An 18,962-nucleotide genomic window follows, 5' to 3' on the forward strand; every position below is an offset into this window, starting at 1 on the left:
CAGAACATTGCCCTCAGAAAGGGGTGGACCGTGAGCGGCCCGCAGACCGAACCCGTGGCCGCGGCGCAGGACGCCGCCCCGGCCGTGACCGCGAGCCCCGGCGCGGAGCCGCGGCGCCGTCGCGGCTCGCTGGGCCCGGTCGGCCTGGTCCTCGCGGGCTGCGTCTCGGTGCAGTTCGGTGCGGCGCTCGCGGTGAGTCTGATGCCGCGCGCCGGGGCGGTCGGCGTCGTCACCCTCCGCCTCGTCGTGGCGGCCGTGGTCATGCTGGTCGTCTGCCGCCCCCGGCTGCGCGGGCACTCGCGGGCCGACTGGGGCACGGTCGTCGCCTTCGGCATCGCCATGGGCGGCATGAACCTGCTCTTCTACCAGGCGGCGGCCCGTATCCCGCTCGGCATCGCGGTCACCTTCGAGGTGCTCGGCCCGCTCGCCCTCTCCGTCTTCGCCTCCCGCCGCCTCGTCAACGTGGTGTGGGCGGGTCTCGCCCTGTGCGGCGTCTTCCTGCTCGGCGGGGCGGGGGACGGGCTCGGCGGGCTGAACCTGGTCGGTGTGGGCTTCGCGCTCGCGGCCGGCGCCTGCTGGGCGACGTACATCATCTTCAGTGCCCGTACGGGCCGCCGCTTCCCGCAGGCCGACGGGCTGGCGCTCGCGATGGTGGTCGCGGCGGTGCTCTGCCTGCCGCTCGGCATCACGACGGCGGGTACGAAGCTGATCGACCCGGTGACCCTCGGCCTCGGCGCGGCCGTCGCGATCATGTCCTCGGTGCTCCCGTACACCCTCGAACTCGTCGCCCTGCGCCGCCTGCCCGCGTCCACGTTCGCGGTGATGATGAGCCTCGAACCGGCGGTCGCCGCGCTCTCCGGCTTCCTCGTCCTCAGCCAGGATCTGGCCTGGGCGGAGGTCCTGGCCATCGCCCTGGTGATCGCGGCGAGCATGGGCGCGGTGCGGACGCAGGTGGGCCGCAGGAAGGACCCCGCCGTCCTCCTGAACGACTGACCGCGGTCACTGCTTGCCGGTGCCGACCGGGTCCACGTAGACCTTCGGGTCCGTGGTGGTGGAGACCGGGAGGGAGAAGGCGGCCTTCAGGTTCGTGGAGTGGGTCTCGTTGGGCGGCGTGATGTCGAGGGAGCTGATCTTCACGCCGGAGCCGCCGGAGTTGTTCGGCGGGAAGTGCAGGGTGAAGCGGGTCGTCTCGCCGTTGGCCAGCACCACGCTCGGCGCGGAGAGGCTGCTGCGGTGGGCGCTCAGCGGGCCGGAGGCCTCGTCGGAGCGGAGGTCGACGCCCGGGAAGCCCTTGAGCGAGCAGGCGTCGCTGGTGTTGCGCATGCTGATTATGAGCGTGCCCTCGCCCATGCCGTGCGCGGAGTCGAACGCGAGGTTCGCGGTCTTGCACGGGCCGGTGTTGATCTGCCCCTTGCCGCTGCCCTCGGCGGCCCGCGCGGCGTCCGGGTCGTCGGGGGTGTCCGAGCCGGTGGTGTTCGAGGCGTTCTTGCCGGTGGCGTCGCTGTTGCCGCCGGAGGACGACGAGGACGAGGACGAGGAGGCGGCCGAGGAGTCGTCGCTCGCGCCGGCGGCGGAGTCCTCGTTGCCCTGGCAGGCGGTGAGCGAGAGGCCCGCGGCGAGGGCGACGGCGGCGAGGGTGAGCTTGCGAGCGCGCATGGTGTTCGTCCTTGTCTCTTGATCGTTTCGGCGTTCGGATCATTCGTACCGCGTTACTGATCTTCAGGACTCACCCGTCTCGCGAACCGTTCCGCCTCTCCGCCGCCTTGTACATGCCTGTTACACACGACTGTTCCGCCGTCACCGCTGGGACAGAGCCGTGACTTGGCGGATCTTGAACTCGCCCGTCGGCACGTCTATTTCGCGCGCGCCGGTCGGCATGTTTTTCATGCAAGCACGCTTGCTTGTTTCTGTGTCCGCTGCCATGCTCCAGGCACGCCGCACACCGCCGTGCCCCGAGGGGAGCGCACCGTGTCCGAACCGTCCGCCGTGTTCGACGCCTTGCAGGACGAGGGCGACGAACTGGAGGAGCTCATCCGGCAGTTGACGCCAGAGCAGTGGGTGCTGGCCACCCCGGCGCCCCGCTGGACCGTCGCCCACCAGATCGCCCACCTCGCGTGGACCGACCGCGCCGCGCTGCTCGCCATGAAGGAGCCGGACGCGTTCGCCGGCGAGGTCGAGAAGGCGCTGGCCGAGCCGGACACGTTCGTCGACGAGGGGGCCGAGGCCGGGGCGGCGCAGGGCCCCGCCGCCCTGCTCGCGCAATGGCGCTCCGGGCGCGAGGAGTTGGACCGGGTGCTGCGGGCCGCCGCCGAGTCCAGGACCAGGTTCCCCTGGTACGGGCCGCCGATGTCGGCCCTCTCGATGGCCACCGGGCGGCTCATGGAGACGTGGGCGCACGGGCAGGACATCGCCGACGCGCTCGGGGTCACGCGTGCGGCCACCGACCGCCTGCGGCACATCGCGCGGATCGGCGTACGCGCCCGTGACTTCGCCTTCGCGGTGCGGGGCCTTCCGGCGCCGGCCGAGGAGTTCCACGTGGAGCTGGAGAGTCCGGACGGGGCGCTGTGGACGTACGGCCCCGAGGGCGCCGCCCAGCGGGTCACCGGCACCGCCCTCGACTTCTGCCTCCTCGTCACCCAGCGGGCACACCGCGACGACGTCGACGTACGGGCCGAGGGCCCCGACGCCGACCGCTGGCTCGACATCGCGCAGGCCTTCGCCGGTCCGCCCGGCGCCGGTCGCGCACCGAAAGGGCCCGGGGGAGGCGCCGCGTGACGGGGCGTCCTCCGCTGCGGATCGGCAACGCGTCCGGCTTCTACGGCGACCGGTTCGACGCCATGCGGGAGATGCTGAGCGGCGGCGAGCTCGACGTGCTCACCGGGGACTACCTCGCCGAGCTGACCATGCTGATCCTCGGCCGCGACCGGCTGAAGGACCCGGACCGCGGCTACGCCCGCACCTTCCTGCGCCAGTTGGAGGACTGCCTCGGCCTCGCCGTCGAGCGCGGGGTACGCCTCGTGGCCAACGCGGGCGGGCTCAACCCGGCCGGACTCGCTGCGCAGATACGGGCGTTGGCGGACCGGCTCGGCGTCGACGTGCGGGTCGCGCACGTCGAGGGCGACGACCTGCTCGGCACCGGCCGCTTCCCCGGCGCCCTCACCGCCAACGCCTACCTCGGCGGCGCCGGCATCACCGCCTGCCTCGACGCGGGCGCCGGCATCGTGGTCACGGGACGCGTCACCGACGCGGCGCTGGTGACCGGTCCTGCCGCCTGGCACTTCGGCTGGGACACCCGGTCTTCAGAGTCGTACGACCGGCTCGCTGGCGCCGTGGTCGCCGGACACGTCCTCGAATGCGGGACGCAGGCGACCGGCGGCAACTACTCACGGTTCGCCGCCCACCGCGCGCGCCTCGGCCGCCCCGGCTTCCCCCTCGCCGAGATCCACGAGGACGGCTCCTGCGTCATCACCAAGCACCCCGGCACCGGCGGCACCGTCGCACTCGGCACCGTCACCGAACAGCTCCTGTACGAGACCGGTGGCGCCCGGTACGCCGGACCCGACGTCACCGCCCGCCTCGACACCGTCCGTCTGACGCCGGACGGGCCCGACCGGGTGCGGATCGACGGCGTACGCGGCGAGGCCCCGCCGCCCACCCTCAAGGTCGGCCTCAACCGGCTCGGCGGCTTCCGCAACGAGGTCGTCTTCGTCCTCACCGGCCTCGACATCGAGGCCAAGGCCGACCTCGTACGCGAGCAGATGGACGACGCGCTCGGGAAGGCGCCGAAGCCGCCCGCCGACATCCGCTGGGAACTCGCCCGCACCGACCGGCCCGACGCCGACACCGAGGAGACCGCGAGCGCGCTGCTCCGCCTCGTCGTGCGCGACCAGGAGGAAGCGGCCGTCGGACGGTCGCTGAGCGGCGCCGCGGTGGAACTGGCCCTCGCCTCCTACCCCGGCTTCCACGTCACGGCCCCGCCCGGAAAGGGCGCCCCGTACGGGGTGTTCGAGGCGGCGTACGTGGAGCGCTCGCAGGTCCCGCACGTGGCGGTGCTGCCGGACGGGGAGCGGCGGGAGATCCCCGTACCGGCCGGCCCGACCCGCCCCCTGGCGACGGTGACCGAACCCGCGCTTCCCCCACCGCTCCCGCCTGGCCCGACCCGCCGCGCCCCGCTCGGCGTCGTCGCGGGCGCCCGCAGCGGCGACAAGGGCGGCGACGCGAACGTCGGCGTGTGGGTGGAGACGGACGAGGCATGGCGCTGGCTGATCCACACCTTGACGGTCGACCGCTTCCGCGCCCTCCTGCCGGAGACGCATCAAGCTCAAGTGGCGTCCTTTCAAGCCCCTGCGGCGATTGAGCAGCGGGGCCCGGGGCAGCGCCCCGCGACCGCAACACCGTTGCCGCGAACCGGCACCGGAACCGGCCTGACCGTAACCAGACACCCGCTCCCCAACCTCCGCGCGCTCAACTTCGTCGTCGAGGGAATCCTCGGCGAGGGCGTCGCCGCGCAGGCCAGATTCGACCCGCAGGCCAAGGGCCTCGGCGAATGGCTGCGCTCCCGCCACCTCGACATACCGGAGGCCCTCCTATGACGGTCCTGGCCAGCGCCCTGGACACCCGGTCCGACGACTACGCCGCCCACCGCACCGCGCTCCTCGACAAGCTCGCCGCGCTCGACGCCGAGCACGCGAAGGCCGTCGCGGGCGGCGGCGAGAAGTACGTCCAACGGCACCGCAAGCGCGGCAAGTTGCTCGCGCGGGAGCGAATAGAGCTGTTGCTCGACCCGGACACCCCGTTCCTCGAACTGTCGCCGCTCGCGGCCTGGGGCAGCGAGTACGCCGTCGGCGGCTCCCTCGTCACCGGCATCGGCGTCGTCGAGGGCGTCGAGTGCCTGATCACCGCCAACGACCCGACGGTGCGCGGCGGCGCCAGCAATCCGTGGTCCCTGAAGAAGGCGCTGCGCGCCAACGAGATCGCCCACGTCAACCGGCTGCCCTGCATCTCGCTCGTCGAGTCCGGGGGCGCCGATCTGCCCTCGCAGAAGGAGATCTTCATCCCCGGCGGCGGGATCTTCCGGGACATCACGCGGCTCTCCGCCGCCGGGATCCCCACCGTCGCCGTCGTCTTCGGCAACTCCACGGCCGGAGGCGCGTACATCCCCGGCATGTCCGACCACGTGATCATGGTGAAGGAGAAGGCGAAGGTCTTCCTCGGCGGTCCGCCGCTGGTCAAGATGGCGACCGGCGAGGAGAGCGACGACGAGTCGCTGGGCGGCGCCGAGATGCACGCCCGCACCTCGGGGCTCGCCGACTACTTCGCCCACGACGAGCAGGACGCGATCCGCCAGGCCCGCCGCGTCGTCGCCCGCCTCAACCACCGCAAGGCGTACGCCGATCCACAGCCTGTGGAGCCGCCGAAGTACGACCCCGAGGAACTCCTCGGCATCGTGCCCGAGGACCTGAAGGAGCCCTTCGACCCCCGCGAGGTCATCGCCCGGATCGTCGACGGCTCGGACTTCGACGAGTTCAAGCCGCTGTACGGGGCCTCGCTCGTCACCGGCTGGGCCGCGCTGCACGGCCACCCCGTCGGCATCCTCGCCAACGCGCAGGGCGTGCTCTTCAGCGAGGAGTCCCAGAAGGCCGCGCAGTTCATCCAGCTCGCCAACCAGCGCGACATCCCGCTGCTCTTCCTGCACAACACCACCGGCTACATGGTCGGCAAGGAGTACGAGCAGGGCGGCATCATCAAGCACGGCGCGATGATGATCAACGCGGTCTCCAACTCCCGCGTCCCGCACCTCTCCGTCCTCATGGGTGCCTCGTACGGCGCCGGGCACTACGGCATGTGCGGGCGCGCCTACGACCCCCGGTTCCTCTTCGCCTGGCCCAGCGCCAAGTCCGCGGTCATGGGGCCGCAGCAGCTCGCGGGCGTCCTGTCGATCGTGGCGCGCCAGTCCGCCGCCGCGAAGGGACAGCCGTACGACGAGGAGGCCGACGCCGGTCTGCGCGCCATGGTCGAGCAGCAGATCGAGGCCGAGTCGCTGCCGATGTTCCTGTCCGGGCGGCTCTACGACGACGGGGTCATCGACCCGCGCGACACCCGGACCGTGCTCGGCATCTGCCTGTCCGCGATCCACACCGCACCGTACGAGGGCGCCCGCGGCGGCTTCGGCGTCTTCCGGATGTGAGGCCGAACATGATCACTTCTGTCCTTGTCGCCAACCGCGGCGAGATCGCCTGCCGCGTCTTCCGCACCTGCCGTGACCTGGGCATCCGTACGGTCGCCTTGCACTCGGACCCGGACGCCGACGCCCTGCACGTCCGCGAGGCCGACCTCGCCGTACGGCTCCCGGGGGCCACGCCCGGCGACACGTATCTGCGCGGCGACCTCGTCGTGAAGGCCGCTCTGGAGGCGGGGGCCGACGCCGTGCACCCGGGGTACGGCTTCCTCTCCGAGAACGCGGGGTTCGCCCGCGCCGTCGTCGACGCCGGGCTCGTCTGGATCGGTCCTTCGCCGGAGGCGATCGAGGCGATGGCGTCCAAGACGCGCGCCAAGGAACTGATGGGCATCGCGCCGCTGGGCGAGGTCACCGAGGCCGATCTGCCGGTCCTCGTGAAGGCGTCCGCGGGCGGTGGCGGGCGCGGGATGCGGGTCGTCCGCGAACTCGCCGCGCTGGAGGAGGAACGGGAGGCCGCGCGGGCCGAGGCGCTGTCCGCCTTCGGTGACGGCGAGGTGTTCGTCGAGCCGTATGTCGAGGGCGGTCGGCACGTGGAGGCGCAGGTCCTCGCCGACGCGCACGGCACCGTGTGGGTCCTCGGCACACGCGACTGTTCGTTGCAGCGGCGCCACCAGAAGGTGATCGAGGAGGCGCCCGCGCCGGATCTCGCCCGCGACGTGTCGGACGCCGTGCACGAGATGGCGGAGCGCGCGTGCCGGGCCACCGGATACGTCGGCGCCGGCACCGTCGAGTTCCTCGTCGCCGACGGGCGCGCCCACTTCCTGGAGATGAACACCCGGCTCCAGGTCGAACACCCCGTCACCGAGGCCGTGTTCGGCATCGACCTCGTCGCGCTCCAGCTCCGGATCGCCGAGGGTGACCGCCTCGATCCCGAGCCCCCGGCCCCGCACGGCCACGCCGTCGAGGCCCGGCTCTACGCCGAGGACCCGGCCGCCGGCTTCGCCCCGCAGACCGGCACCCTGCACCGCCTCACCGTCCCCGAAGGCGTCCGCCTCGACACCGGGTACACCGGCGGCGACACCATCGGCGTGCACTACGACGCCATGCTCGCCAAGGTCGTCGCCCACGCCCCCACCCGCGCCGCCGCCGTCCGCGCCCTCGCCGGGGCCCTGGAGCGGGCCGCCGTGCACGGCCCCGTCACCAACCGCGAGCTGCTCGTCCGCTCCCTGCGCCACCCGGAGTTCACCGCCGGGCGCATGGACACCGGGTTCTACGAGCGGCACCTCGACGAACTGACCGCCACCGCCGACGACCCGCTCGCCCCGCTGGCCGCCGCGCTCGCCGACGCCGCCGCGCACGGCCACCGCTTCGGCGGCTTCCGCAACGTCGCCTCGCAGCCCCAGGTCAAGCGCTACCGCGCCGAACCCTCCGGCACCGAGCACGAGGCCCGCTACCGGCACACCCGCGCGGGCCTCGCCGCCGACGGCGTCCACGTCGTCGGCGCCGCACCGCATCTCGTCGTCCTCGAAACCGGCGGCGTACGCAGGAAGTTCACGGTCGCCGCCTACGACGACGGCCGGGTGTACGTGAACGGGCTCGCGCTCACCGCCCTGCCCCGCTTCACAGACCCCAGCGAGCAGCGCGCCCCCGGCTCCCTGCTCGCCCCCATGCCCGGCACCGTCGTCCGCGTCGCCGAAGGGCTCGCCGAAGGCGCCGCCGTCACCGCCGGGCAGCCGCTGATCTGGCTGGAGGCGATGAAGATGGAGCACCGCATCGTCGCCCCCGCCTCCGGAACGCTCACCGCTGTGCACGCCGCCGTCGGCCGTCAGGTCGAGGTCGGCGCCCTGCTGGCCGTCGTACAGGAGGAAACACCCGCATGAGCACCAGCACCGTCACCGGCGCCGCCCTCGAGACCGAGGAGCAGCGGGCGCTGCGCGCCGCCGTCGCCGCGCTCGGCAAGCGGTTCGGCCGCGACTACATGACCCGCGTCACCGCCGCCGAGGACCACCCCGAGGAGCTGTGGGCGGAGGCCGCGAAGCTCGGCTACCTCGGCGTGAACCTGCCCGAGGAGTACGGGGGAGGGGGCGGCGGCATCGCCGAACTCTCCATCGTCCTGGAGGAGCTGGGGGCCGCCGGGTCGCCGCTGCTCATGATGGTCGTCTCGCCCGCGATCTGCGGCACCGTGATCTCCCGCTTCGGCACCGAGGAACAGAAGCGGGCCTGGCTGCCCGGACTCGCCGACGGCAGCCGCACCATGGCCTTCGGCATCACCGAACCCGACGCCGGATCCAACTCGCACCGCATCACCACCACCGCCCGCAAGGACGACGACGGCTCGTGGGTGCTGAACGGGCGCAAGGTGTTCGTCTCCGGCGTCGACATCGCGGACGCCACCCTGATCGTCGGCCGCACCTCCGACGCCCGCACCGGCAGGCTCAAGCCCTGCCTCTTCATCGTGGACAGGGACGCCGAGGGCTTCGGCCGCCGCCGCATCGACATGGAACTCCAGGCTCCGGAGAAGCAGTTCGAGCTGACCCTTGACGAGGTGCGGCTGCCCGCCGACGCTCTCGTGGGTGACGAGGACGCAGGACTGCTCCAGCTCTTCGCCGGGCTCAACCCGGAGCGCGTCATGACCGCCGCCTTCGCCATCGGCATGGGCCGGTACGCGCTGCACCGGGCCGTCGAGTACGCCAAGGAACGCACCGTCTGGCAGGCCCCCATCGGCTCCCACCAGGCCGTCGCGCACCCGCTCGCACAGATCCACATCGAGCTGGAGCTGGCCCGCCTGATGATGCAGAAGGCGGCCCGGCTCTACGACGCGGGCGACGACGCCGGGGCGGGCGAGGCCGCCAACATGGCCAAGTACGCCGCCGCCGAGGCCTGTGTGCGCGCCGTCGACCAGGCCGTGCACACGCTCGGCGGCAACGGCCTCACCCGCGAGTTCGGCCTCGCCTCGCTCATCACCGGCTCACGGGTGGCGCGCATCGCCCCGGTCAGCCGGGAAATGATCCTCAACTACGTGTCCCACCAGAGCTTGGGTCTCCCCAAGTCGTACTGACCCCAACTGCCCTTTTGCAGCGAGGAGTTCGGCATGGTGTACGTGAGTGAGTACGCGGACGTCGCGGTCGTCGACGAGCCCATCCACGACGCCGTGCTCGGGGGCGCGGCTGCCCGCGGCGACGCCCCCGCCCTCGTCGACGCGGCGTCCGGCACCACCCTCTCCTACGCGGCGCTCGACATGCTCCACCGCAAGGTGGCGGCCGGGCTCGCCGACGCGGGTGTGCGCAAGGGCGACGTCGTGGCGCTGCACAGCCCCAACACGATCGCCTACCCGGTGGCGTTCTACGGCGCCACCCGCGCGGGCGCCTCCGTGACCACCGCGCACCCGCTGTCGACGCCGCAGGAGTTCGCCCGGCAGCTGCGCGACGCGGGCGCCAACTGGATCGTCACCCTCACCCCGCTCGTCGAGGTGGCCCGCGCCGCGGCCGAACTCGCGGGCGGCGTACGGGAGATATTCGTCTGCGACCCGGCGGGGGACTCCGGACACCGCTCCCTGATGGACATGCGGCACACCACCGCGCCCGAACCCTCCGTGCCGTTCGATCCCGCCGAGGACGTGGCGGCGCTCCCGTACTCCTCCGGCACCACCGGCACGCCCAAGGGCGTCATGCTCACCCACCGCAACATCGCCACGAACCTCGCCCAGCTCCAGCCCGTCCTCCCGACGGGCCCCGGCGACCGCATCCTCGCCGTCCTGCCCTTCTTCCACATCTACGGCCTCACCGCACTCATGAACGGCCCGCTGCGGCAGGGCTCCACCGTCGTCGTCCTGCCCCGCTTCGACCTCGACACGTTCCTCGCGGCGATCCAGAGACACCGCATCACCCACCTGTACGTCGCCCCGCCGATCGTCCTCGCCCTCGCCAAGCACCCGGCCGTGGAGGGCTACGACCTGTCGTCGCTCCGGCACGTCATCAGCGCCGCCGCGCCCCTCGACGGCGAACTCGCCCGCGCCTGCGCGCGCCGCCTCGGCCTGCCGCCCGTCGGCCAGGCCTACGGAATGACGGAGCTCTCGCCCGGCACGCACGTCGTCCCGTACGACGCGAAGAACCCGCCGCCGGGCGCCGTCGGACGGCTCATCCCGGCCACCGAGATGCGGATCGTGTCCCTCGACGACCCGGCGAAGGACGTGGCGCCCGGCGAGCCCGGCGAGGTCCTGATCCGCGGGCCGCAGGTCATGAAGGGCTACCTCGGCCGCCCCGACGCGACCGCCGACATGATCGACGAGGGCGGCTGGGTGCACACCGGGGACGTCGGACGCGTCGACGCCGACGGCTGGCTGTTCGTCGTCGACCGGGTCAAGGAACTCATCAAGTACAAGGGCTTCCAGGTCGCCCCCGCCGACCTGGAGGCACTGCTGCTCGGCCACGAGGGCATCGCCGACGCGGCCGTCGTCGGCGTCGTCGACGACGAGGGCAACGAGGTGCCGAAGGCGTTCGTCGTCCGCGCCGACCCCGCGCTCGGCGCCGCCGACGTCATGGCGTACGTCGCCGAACGCGTCGCCCCGTACAAGAAGATCCGCCGCGTCGCGTTCGTCGACGGGGTGCCGCGGGCGGCGTCGGGAAAGATCCTGCGCCGCGAACTGAGGGAGCATTGATGGTCATTGGGGACACGCCGCTGGTCGCGCACGCCCACGAGCGGGGCGTCACCACCCTCGCCCTCGACTCGCCCGGCAACCGCAACGCCCTGTCGGCGGCCCTCGTCGGCGAGCTGGGGGAGCGGCTGCGGGAGGCGGACAAGGACCGCGACGTGCGCGCCGTCGTCCTCACCCACACCGGCGGCACGTTCAGCGCGGGCGCCGATCTGAAGGACCCGCCGGACCCGGCCGCGCTGGTGGGACTGCTGCGGCAGATCGTGGCGCTGGACAAGCCGGTGGTGGCGCGGGTCGCGGGGCACGTACGGGCGGGCGGGCTCGGCCTGCTGGGGGCGTGCGACATGGCGGCGGCCTCCACGGCCTCCTCCTTCGCCTTCACCGAGGTACGCATCGGGGTCGCGCCCGCCGTGATCTCCATGCCGCTGCTGCCCCGGCTCGACCCGCGCGCGGTGGCCCGCTACTACCTGACGGGCGAGCGGTTCGACGCGGCGGAGGCGGCGCGGATCGGGCTCGTCACGGTGGCCGGGGACGAGGTTGACGAGGCGCTCGAACCGGTCCTCGCGGGGTTGCGGAAGGCGTCCCCCGAGGCCCTGGCCGAGACGAAGAAGCTGCTCACGGTTAAGGTCCTGGAGGCCTTCGACCGGGACGCGGAGTCGCTCACGGCGCTTTCCGCGCGGCTGTTCGGCTCCCCGCAGGCACGCGAGGGCATGACCGCCTTCCTCGAACGACGGGACCCCGCATGGGTGTTGTGACGCTGCCGAAGCAGGACCGTTCCCGGGTGACGCGGCAACGGCTCCTGGAGTCCGCCGTCGCCTGCCTCGCCGCGCACGGCTGGTCCGGCTCCACGGTCTCCGTCGTCGCCGAGCACGCCGGCGTCTCGCGGGGCGCCGCCCAGCACCACTTCCCGACCCGCGAGGACCTGTTCACCGCGGCCGTCGAGTACGTCGCCGAGGAGCGCTCCGAGGCCCTGCGGGCGCTGCGGCCGCAGGGGCGGGCGGAGGCGGTGGCGGCGCTCGTCGACCTCTACACGGGGCCGTTGTTCCGGGCGGCGCTGCACCTGTGGGTGGCCGCGTCGAACGAGCCGCAGCTCGGGGGCCGGGTGACCGAGCTGGAGGCCCGCGTCGGCCGCGAAACCCACCGGATGGCGGTGGAACTCCTCGGCGCGGACGAGTCGGTCCCCGGGGCCCGCGAGGTGGTCCAGGGCCTCCTCGACATGGCCCGCGGCCTGGGCCTCGCCAACCTCCTCACGGACGACCGGGTACGGCGGGACCGAGTGGTGGCGGAGTGGGGGGTGCTGGTCGACCGGGTACTGGGGTGAGCGCCCGGTGCCGCGCAACGGGAACGGCGGGCGCCCAGCCCGGCGCGGCGACTAGCGCGCGATGTCCGCGTAGCCCCCGATGGACTGCGGCGGACGGGACTCCGGGCCCACGTAGCGGGCCGAGGGCCGCACAAGCCGCCCCGTGCGCTTCTGCTCAAGAATGTGCGCGCTCCACCCGGCGGTCCGCGCACACGTGAACATCGACGTGAACATGTGCGCCGGCACCTCGGCGAAGTCGAGCACGATCGCCGCCCAGAACTCCACGTTCGTGGCGAGCACCCGGTCCGGACGCCGCGCGTGCAACTCGGCAAGCGCCGCCTTCTCCAGCGCCTCCGCCACCTCGAAGCGCGGCGCCCCCAGCTCACGCGCCGTCCTGCGGAGCACTCGCGCCCGCGGGTCCTCCGCCCGGTACACCCGGTGCCCGAAGCCCATCAGCCGCTCACCCTTGTCGAGCGCCTTGCGGACGTACGCGTCGGCGTCCCCCGTCCGCTCGATCTCCTCGATCATGCCGAGCACCCGGGACGGCGCACCCCCGTGCAGCGGCCCGGACATCGCACCGACCGCCCCGGACAGCGCCGCCGCCACATCGGCCCCGGTGGACGCGATGACGCGGGCCGTGAACGTAGAGGCGTTCATGCCGTGCTCGGCGGCGGACGTCCAGTACGCGTCGACGGCCGCGACATGCTTCGGGTCCGGCTCCCCGCGCCAGCGCTTCATGAACCGCTCGACGACGGTGTCCGCCTTGTCGATCTCCCGCTGCGGCACCATCGGCAGGCCCTGCCCGCGCGCGGACTGCGCGACGTACGACAGGGCCATGACGGCGGCGCGCGCGAGGTCGTCGCGGGCCTTCTGCTCGTCGATGTCGAGCAGCGGCTTCAGGCCCCACACGGGGGCGAGCATGGCGAGCGCCGACTGCACGTCCACGCGGATGTCACCGGAGTGCACGGGGATCGGGAACGGCTCGGCGGGCGGCAGGCCGGGGTTGAAGGCCCCGTCGACCAGCAGGCCCCATACGTTGCCGAACGACACGTGGCCGACCAGATCCTCGATGTCGACGCCCCGATAGCGCAGGGCGCCGCCTTCCTTGTCCGGTTCGGCGATCTCGGTCTCGAACGCGACGACACCTTCGAGGCCGGGGACAAAGCCGGAGGTGAGATCGGACATCGGGCGGCTCCTCTGGATGCGTGGACTGGGCGGACGGTGCGCGTGGACCGGGCGGATGCGCGGTCGCGTGCGACTCGCGCTCCGGTTCGGTACACCCGTGATGCCCCGTACGGCAGGCGGCTCAACCGTTTCGGCACTTGGAACATAACCCTGCGTGCCACGGTTGGCGAGGGCTCGCGGCACTCAGTGCCATGTCTCACCCTGCGTGCGCCCGTACCCGTCCTTCCGGCAGGATGACGCCGTGAGCGCCCACGACGATCCCGAACTCGACCTCGCCGACATGCGCGAGCAGTACCGCGCCCCGGACGGCGGCCTGCTGGAGGGCGACCTCGCCCCGCATCCGATGGAACAGTTCACGCGCTGGTTCAAACAGGCGGCGGCCCCCGGCTCCCCGCTGCCCGAACCCAACGCGATGGTCGTCTCCACCGCCGACACCGAGGGCCGCCCCAGCTCCCGCACGGTGCTGCTCAAGTCGTACGACGAGGCGGGCTTCGTCTTCTACACCAACTACGGCTCCCGCAAGGCGCGGGACCTCACCGGGAACCCGCACGTCGCGCTGCTCTTCCCGTGGCATCCGATGGGACGTCAGGTGCTGGTCACCGGCACGGCCGAGCGGACGTCGAGGACCGAGACGGAGACGTACTTCCACTCCCGTCCGCACGGCTCCCAACTGGGCGCGTGGGCCAGCGCCCAGTCGTCCGTGGTCACCCGGGCGGAACTCGACGCGCGGTACGCGGAGCTCGCCGCCCGTCACCCCGAGGGCACCGCGGTCCCGGTGCCACCGCACTGGGGCGGCTACCGGATCACCCCCCGCACGGTCGAGTTCTGGCAGGGCCGCGAAAACCGCCTCCACGACCGCCTCCGGTACGTGCGTGGCCCGGTGCCGGACGCCTGGCTCGTGGAACGCCTCAGCCCCTGACCGGTCAAGTCGACCATTTTCAAGCCCCGCCGGCGATTGAGGCGCGGGGTCCGGGGCAGAGACCCGCGACCCCGCCCCCGCTCACAGTTCCGCCAGGACCCCGTCCAGGAACGGCTCCAGCGCGGAGCGCCACGCCTCCGGCTGGTCGTAATGCACAAGATGCCCGGCGTCGGCCACCTCCGCGTACACCCCGCGGGGAAGGACCCGCACCATCTCCTGCGCCTCCGCCCGCCCCAACTCCCCGTCCAGGCCGCGCAGCACGAGCGCCGGGCACTGGACGGCGGCGAGCTCCTCCCAGTGCGCGTCGTAGACCCACGTGGAGCGCGCCTCCAGCATCTGGCGCCGTGAGAACACGGGCCGCCAGCCGTCCTCGGTCTCCGTCATGACCTCGGCGTAGAACTCCCCGCGCGCCGGGTTGGGCCGCTCCACCCACGGGTCGTCCTCCCCGAACCACTTCCGGACGTCCGCGAGTGTCGCGAACGGCAGCGGCCAGGACTTGAACCAGTCCTCCCACTCCCGCTGGGAGGCCGCCCCGAGGGCGGAGGCCCGCATGTCGCAGACGACGAGGCCGCGGACGAGATCGGGGCGGCGGGCGGCGAGCTGCCACGCTGTGAGCGCTCCCATGGAGTGTCCGATGAGGACGGCCGGTTCGAGGCCCAGCTGGACGAGCGCCGCCTCCGCGTCCAGGACGTACGCGTCCCGGTCGAACGGGCCCTGCGGCGGCTTGTCGCTCTGCCCGTGCCCGCGCTGGTCGAGCGCGACCGCCCGATGTCGCTCGGAGAGCCAGCGGGCCGTCCCCGCCCAGTGGGAGGCCCGGCCCATGAGCCCGTGCAGCAGCAGGACTCCGGGGTTGTTGTGGCCGGCCTCGCCCGTCTTGGGCGGGTCGGCGAACTCCCAGGCGGCCAGGCGGATACCGCCTGCTCCGGTCACGTCGATGCGCCGCGCCATAGGCCCTGGCACCCCCTCGTGGTCGCGCCTGCAGTCGCGTACCTCTTCACGCTATCGAACCTGTTTTCGAAAGCGTGGTGCTCTCGGACTACACCCCTCGTTTGAGTGACAGGCCTCAAGGAATGACCGGCGCTGTCGAGGGGATCTCTTCAGCGGGAGGCGGACCGCTCGGGGAAAACGGTCCGAGGGGATCGACCTTGGGAGCTCGGGGCTCCGGGTCGGAACAGGGGAGGACAGGCCCCGGCGCCGCGAGGCGCCGGGGCCCTCTGTATGTGGGTCCCGCCGCGCTCCCCGGTCCCCTCGCACCATGATCGGCCGGTCCATGTGCGGCCCCCTCTGGTCATATGCCTCACGCGACAGCCTTGCACGCCGAGCGTCCGATCGCTGCGGTTCCGCACAGTGAATCTTGTTTTCTGCGCGGAAGTGCAGCATGTGCGGATAGAAGTCAACTTAATCGCACGACACGGAAGTTGACGCCTGCCCCGCAGGGAGTCGCTCGACTCTGCTCTCGGCTCTGCGCCCGGCTCTACGCCCGGGTCGGCGCTCGGCTCAGCGCTTGGCCACGAAGACGTGCGAGGCGATGTCCGCCTCCAGCTCCGCCGCCTCACCGCTGCTGCCGACGAGCACCCCGCCCGGCGACTGCGTCACGCTGACCACCGCACCGGGCTGCACGCCTGCCCGGCGAAGCGTGTACATCAACTGCGCGTCCGTCTGGATCGGCTCGCCGATCCGGCGCACCACGACCGTCTTCCCGTCGGACCCCGGGTCGAGGTCGGACAGCGAGACCATCCCCTCGTCCAGGAAAGGATTCGCCCCGTCCTTCTCGCCCAGCTCCTCGAGGCCCGGGATCGGGTTGCCGTACGGCGACTCCGTCGGGTGGCGGAGCAGCTCCAGAACGCGGCGCTCCACGGCCTCGCTCATCACGTGCTCCCAGCGACAGGCCTCCGCGTGCACCTGCTCCCACTCCAGGCCGATCACGTCCACGAGCAGACACTCCGCGAGCCGGTGCTTGCGCATCACGCGCGTCGCGAGCCGCCGGCCCTCGTCGGTCAGCTCCAGGTGTCGGTCGGCGGCCACGGCGACCAGGCCGTCCCGCTCCATGCGCGCCACGGTCTGGCTGACCGTCGGCCCGCTCTGGTCGAGCCGCTCGGCGATCCGGGCGCGCATGGGGACCACACCTTCCTCCTCCAGCTCGAGGATGGTGCGGAGGTACATCTCCGTGGTGTCGATCAGTCCGGACATACGTGCCCCTCGTGTAGCTCTCTAGCTTCGCGACAGCTCCGCTGGCTGACCGCGCAGCGTGTGCGCTGGCCCTGGAACCCAGAACTCAATTCTGACGCATACCGCTGACAACCGTGACGCGCCAGGGAAACGCCGGGCACGGCGGGGCCGTAAGGCGTATTGACAGAGCACTGGTCCAGACCGCACCGTGATCCGCGAACGCGCCACGCACCGCCGCGACGCGACCCGACTCACCAGGACCCAAGGGGCACGCCGATGAGCGAGAGCAAGCTGGCCGCGCAGTACCTCGACGCCTCCATCGGACTCCTGACCAGGATCCGGGACGAGGAGGCCGACAACATCGCCGCGGCCGGCACCCTCCTCGCCGACACCGTCGCCGCGGGCGGCCGCCTCTTCGCGTTCGGCGCTGGCCACTCCGGGCTCGCCGCCCAGGACGTCGTCTACCGGGCGGGCGGCCTCGCCCTCATGAACCTGCTGTCGGTGCCCGGCACCGTGGGCGTCGACGTGATGCCCGCGACGCTCGGCTCCGCCCTCGAACGGGTCGACGGGCTCGCCGCCGCGGTCCTGGAGGCCAGCCCCGCGCAGGCCGGCGACGTACTGGTGATCATCTCCCTGTCCGGGCGCAACGCGCTCCCCGTCGAGATGGCCCTCGGCGCCCGCGCGGCCGGCATCAAGGTCATCGGCGTCACCTCGCTGTCGTACGCGACCGGGCCCGACGCCCCCACCTCCCGGCACGCCTCGGGCAGCTATCTGCGCGACCACTGCGACATCGTCCTGGACTCCAAGATCTCGATCGGTGACGCCGAGCTGACCCACGAAGGCGTCGACACGCCCTTCGGCCCCGCCTCCACGGTCACCGCCAGCGCCCTGATGCAGGCGACCCTCGCCACCTGCGCCGCGTCCCTGGCCGACCGCGGCATCCAGCCCCCGCTGCTGCGCTCCGGCAACGTGGACGGCGGCCTGGAGTGGAACGCGCGGGTCTTCGACGAGTACGGGGACCGGATCTACTACCGGCGCTGAACCGGCCCGCTGGGGCGCTACCGGCCGGTCGTGGGCGCTACCGGCCGGTCGTAGGCGCTACCGGTCCGCCGCCAGCGCCCACGCCAGATCCACCGCACCCGCGATCCGCACCGCGACACTCTCCGCGTACACGGCGTCCCCGCGCTCGAAGCCGACCCGGCTGGCGCCCCGCAGGAACGTCACCACGCCCACGGTCCGCCCCCGGCTGCGCAGCACCGCGCACAACGCGTACACCGTGCCCTCCGGCCACTGCCGCTCCAGCGCCCACTCACCACCGGCCGCCCCCGCGTCGGCGGCGGCCCGCACCGAGCCCGCCCGCTCCACGCACTGCAACGCCGGATGTCCCGCCGCGTACCGCACCGGCAGCGCGCCCCGCGACACCAGCAGGCTCGGACCCGGCGCCCCCGAAGGCGTGGTCGCGGCGCGGACGAGCCGCAGCGGCTCCTCGCTCGCCACCAGATCGATCACCGCGTGGTCGGCGAACCCGGCGAGCGCGAAGTCCAGGTGCACGGTCGCCGCCTCCGCCGGGTCCTCGCACTCGGCGGCGGCCCGCGCCGCACGCTGCAGCTGCTGCGAGCGGAACCGGAGCTGGGCGGCCTCCTGCTCGCTCTGCTTCGCCTCGGTCACGTCCTGGAACAGCCAGCCCACACCCAGCGGCACCGGCTCCTCCGTGAGCGGTGACGCGAGCCGTACGAAGCCGCTGCGCCAGCACCTGCGCTCGGTGCGCCCGCCGCCCTCGCCGGGCCGCCGCAGCGTCACCCACACCTCCGTCGGAGTCGGCGGCGGGCCCTCGGCGAGCACATGGGCGAGCGCGCTCTCCAGCTCCTCCACGCCCTGCCCGACCAGATCCCCGAGCGGCCGCCCGAGGACGGCGTTGCGCCCGGCGCCCAGGGCGCGCGCCGCATGCCCGTTCACCACGGCGGGCCGCAGATCCGCGTCGACCAGCACGACACCCCACGCGGCGTCCTCGAACAGGGCCTCGCTGAGCGCGATGGACCGCTCCAGGTCGATCTGCGCGTGCACCTCGCTGAACGCGCAGTACACCCCCGCGGGCTTGCCGTCGGCCCCGCGCACGGCGGCGGACTGAGTCCGTACGAGCACCCGCCCGCCGTCCTTCGTCAGCAGCGCGAACTCGTGCACCTGCCGACCCGGGGCGTGCATCGCGGCCATCAGCCACCCCTGCACCTCCTCCGCGTCGGCGGGCCGCACGGCCCACCCCGCGAACCCGCGCCGGCCCACGGCCTCCTCGGCCGTCCAGCCGAGCACCCGCTCGGCCTCCCGGTTCCAATGGGTCACGACCCCATCGGCGTCAAAGGCGCACAACGCGGCGTCCATGCCGTCCAACAACGCGGCCAAGAGATCGGCCCCGTCCGGCTCCGGCTCCTCGGGCCCGAGCGCATCAGTGGTCCCACTACGCCGGGAAGCACTCACCTGGCACCCCCTGCAGGCTGTGTCGGCGCGACGAATTCCTCGTACTGCTCCAGATCATTCAACTCGAACGTGACGCATCCCACACGGA

16 protein-coding genes are annotated in these 18,962 nt (G+C 72.8%); 11 read left to right on the forward strand and 5 right to left on the reverse strand.

Annotated elements, in window-relative coordinates; all coding sequences use genetic code 11:
• Positions 1-30 precede the first annotated feature (30 nt).
• Positions 31-993: an EamA family transporter gene (locus ACY34M_RS07115; protein ID WP_462716439.1), complete on the forward strand. Its 963-nt coding sequence runs from the start codon at positions 31-33 to the stop codon at positions 991-993.
• A 6-nt stretch (positions 994-999) separates the two neighbouring features.
• On the opposite strand, the gene ACY34M_RS07120 is transcribed toward ACY34M_RS07115, so the two are convergent.
• On the reverse strand, positions 1,000-1,656 hold the full coding sequence (locus tag ACY34M_RS07120; RefSeq protein WP_462716438.1) for a DUF4232 domain-containing protein: 657 nt from the start codon (positions 1,654-1,656) through the stop codon (positions 1,000-1,002).
• A gap of 312 nt (positions 1,657-1,968) precedes the next feature.
• Between ACY34M_RS07120 and ACY34M_RS07125 the strand changes: the two genes are divergently transcribed.
• Genes ACY34M_RS07125 through ACY34M_RS07160 form a run of 8 tightly spaced genes read left to right on the forward strand, consistent with a single transcriptional unit; the run spans position 1,969 to position 12,150 of the window.
• Entirely contained in the window at positions 1,969-2,775 is an 807-nt protein-coding gene (locus tag ACY34M_RS07125; protein ID WP_462716437.1) for a TIGR03084 family metal-binding protein, read from the forward strand.
• Positions 2,772-4,592: an acyclic terpene utilization AtuA family protein gene (locus tag ACY34M_RS07130; RefSeq protein WP_462716436.1), complete on the forward strand. Its 1,821-nt coding sequence runs from the start codon at positions 2,772-2,774 to the stop codon at positions 4,590-4,592. Before ACY34M_RS07125 ends, ACY34M_RS07130 begins: the two co-directional genes overlap by 4 nt.
• The gene (locus ACY34M_RS07135) at positions 4,589-6,187 is read left to right on the forward strand and encodes an acyl-CoA carboxylase subunit beta (protein ID WP_462716435.1); all 1,599 of its coding nucleotides are present in this window, start codon (positions 4,589-4,591) and stop codon (positions 6,185-6,187) included. The genes ACY34M_RS07130 and ACY34M_RS07135 overlap by 4 nt, the downstream gene beginning before the upstream one ends.
• Positions 6,188-6,195: 8 nt before the next feature.
• Entirely contained in the window at positions 6,196-8,058 is a 1,863-nt protein-coding gene (locus ACY34M_RS07140) for an acetyl/propionyl/methylcrotonyl-CoA carboxylase subunit alpha (RefSeq protein ID WP_462716434.1), read from the forward strand.
• Positions 8,055-9,236 carry an acyl-CoA dehydrogenase family protein gene (locus ACY34M_RS07145; RefSeq protein ID WP_462716433.1) on the forward strand — a complete coding sequence of 394 codons (1,182 nt, stop codon included), beginning with the start codon at positions 8,055-8,057 and terminating at the stop codon, positions 9,234-9,236. Before ACY34M_RS07140 ends, ACY34M_RS07145 begins: the two co-directional genes overlap by 4 nt.
• A gap of 36 nt (positions 9,237-9,272) precedes the next feature.
• Entirely contained in the window at positions 9,273-10,835 is a 1,563-nt protein-coding gene (locus ACY34M_RS07150) for a 4-coumarate--CoA ligase family protein (protein WP_462716617.1), read from the forward strand.
• Positions 10,835-11,584 (forward strand): enoyl-CoA hydratase family protein, encoded by a 750-nt coding sequence (locus ACY34M_RS07155; RefSeq protein ID WP_462716432.1) that lies wholly within the window; start codon positions 10,835-10,837, stop codon positions 11,582-11,584. Before ACY34M_RS07150 ends, ACY34M_RS07155 begins: the two co-directional genes overlap by 1 nt.
• Entirely contained in the window at positions 11,572-12,150 is a 579-nt protein-coding gene (locus ACY34M_RS07160; RefSeq protein ID WP_462716431.1) for a TetR/AcrR family transcriptional regulator, read from the forward strand. The genes ACY34M_RS07155 and ACY34M_RS07160 overlap by 13 nt, the downstream gene beginning before the upstream one ends.
• Positions 12,151-12,201: 51 nt before the next feature.
• Here the strand turns inward: ACY34M_RS07160 and ACY34M_RS07165 are convergent, their stop codons facing one another.
• A complete protein-coding gene (locus tag ACY34M_RS07165) occupies positions 12,202-13,314 on the reverse strand; it encodes a citrate synthase 2 (protein ID WP_462716430.1) in 1,113 nt (370 codons plus the stop codon).
• Between the two features lie 280 nt (positions 13,315-13,594).
• On the opposite strand from ACY34M_RS07165, the gene pdxH reads away from it, so the two are divergent.
• Positions 13,595-14,233: a pyridoxamine 5'-phosphate oxidase gene (pdxH, locus tag ACY34M_RS07170; protein ID WP_462716616.1), complete on the forward strand. Its 639-nt coding sequence runs from the start codon at positions 13,595-13,597 to the stop codon at positions 14,231-14,233.
• Between the two features lie 81 nt (positions 14,234-14,314).
• Here pdxH and ACY34M_RS07175 read toward each other — a convergent pair whose 3' ends face one another.
• Positions 14,315-15,181, reverse strand: a complete 867-nt coding sequence (locus ACY34M_RS07175; protein WP_462716429.1) for an alpha/beta fold hydrolase — start codon at positions 15,179-15,181, stop codon at positions 14,315-14,317.
• Positions 15,182-15,730: 549 nt separating this feature from the next.
• A complete protein-coding gene (locus tag ACY34M_RS07180; RefSeq protein ID WP_462716428.1) occupies positions 15,731-16,423 on the reverse strand; it encodes a metal-dependent transcriptional regulator in 693 nt (230 codons plus the stop codon).
• A gap of 255 nt (positions 16,424-16,678) precedes the next feature.
• Between ACY34M_RS07180 and ACY34M_RS07185 the strand changes: the two genes are divergently transcribed.
• The gene (locus ACY34M_RS07185) at positions 16,679-17,443 is read left to right on the forward strand and encodes an SIS domain-containing protein (protein WP_462716427.1); all 765 of its coding nucleotides are present in this window, start codon (positions 16,679-16,681) and stop codon (positions 17,441-17,443) included.
• 57 nt (positions 17,444-17,500) lie between these two features.
• On the opposite strand, the gene ACY34M_RS07190 is transcribed toward ACY34M_RS07185, so the two are convergent.
• Positions 17,501-18,874 carry a PAS domain-containing protein gene (locus tag ACY34M_RS07190; protein WP_462716426.1) on the reverse strand — a complete coding sequence of 458 codons (1,374 nt, stop codon included), beginning with the start codon at positions 18,872-18,874 and terminating at the stop codon, positions 17,501-17,503.
• Between the last annotated feature and the right edge of the window lie 88 nt (positions 18,875-18,962).

The organism is Streptomyces sp. EDA2-14 (assembly GCF_054963755.1).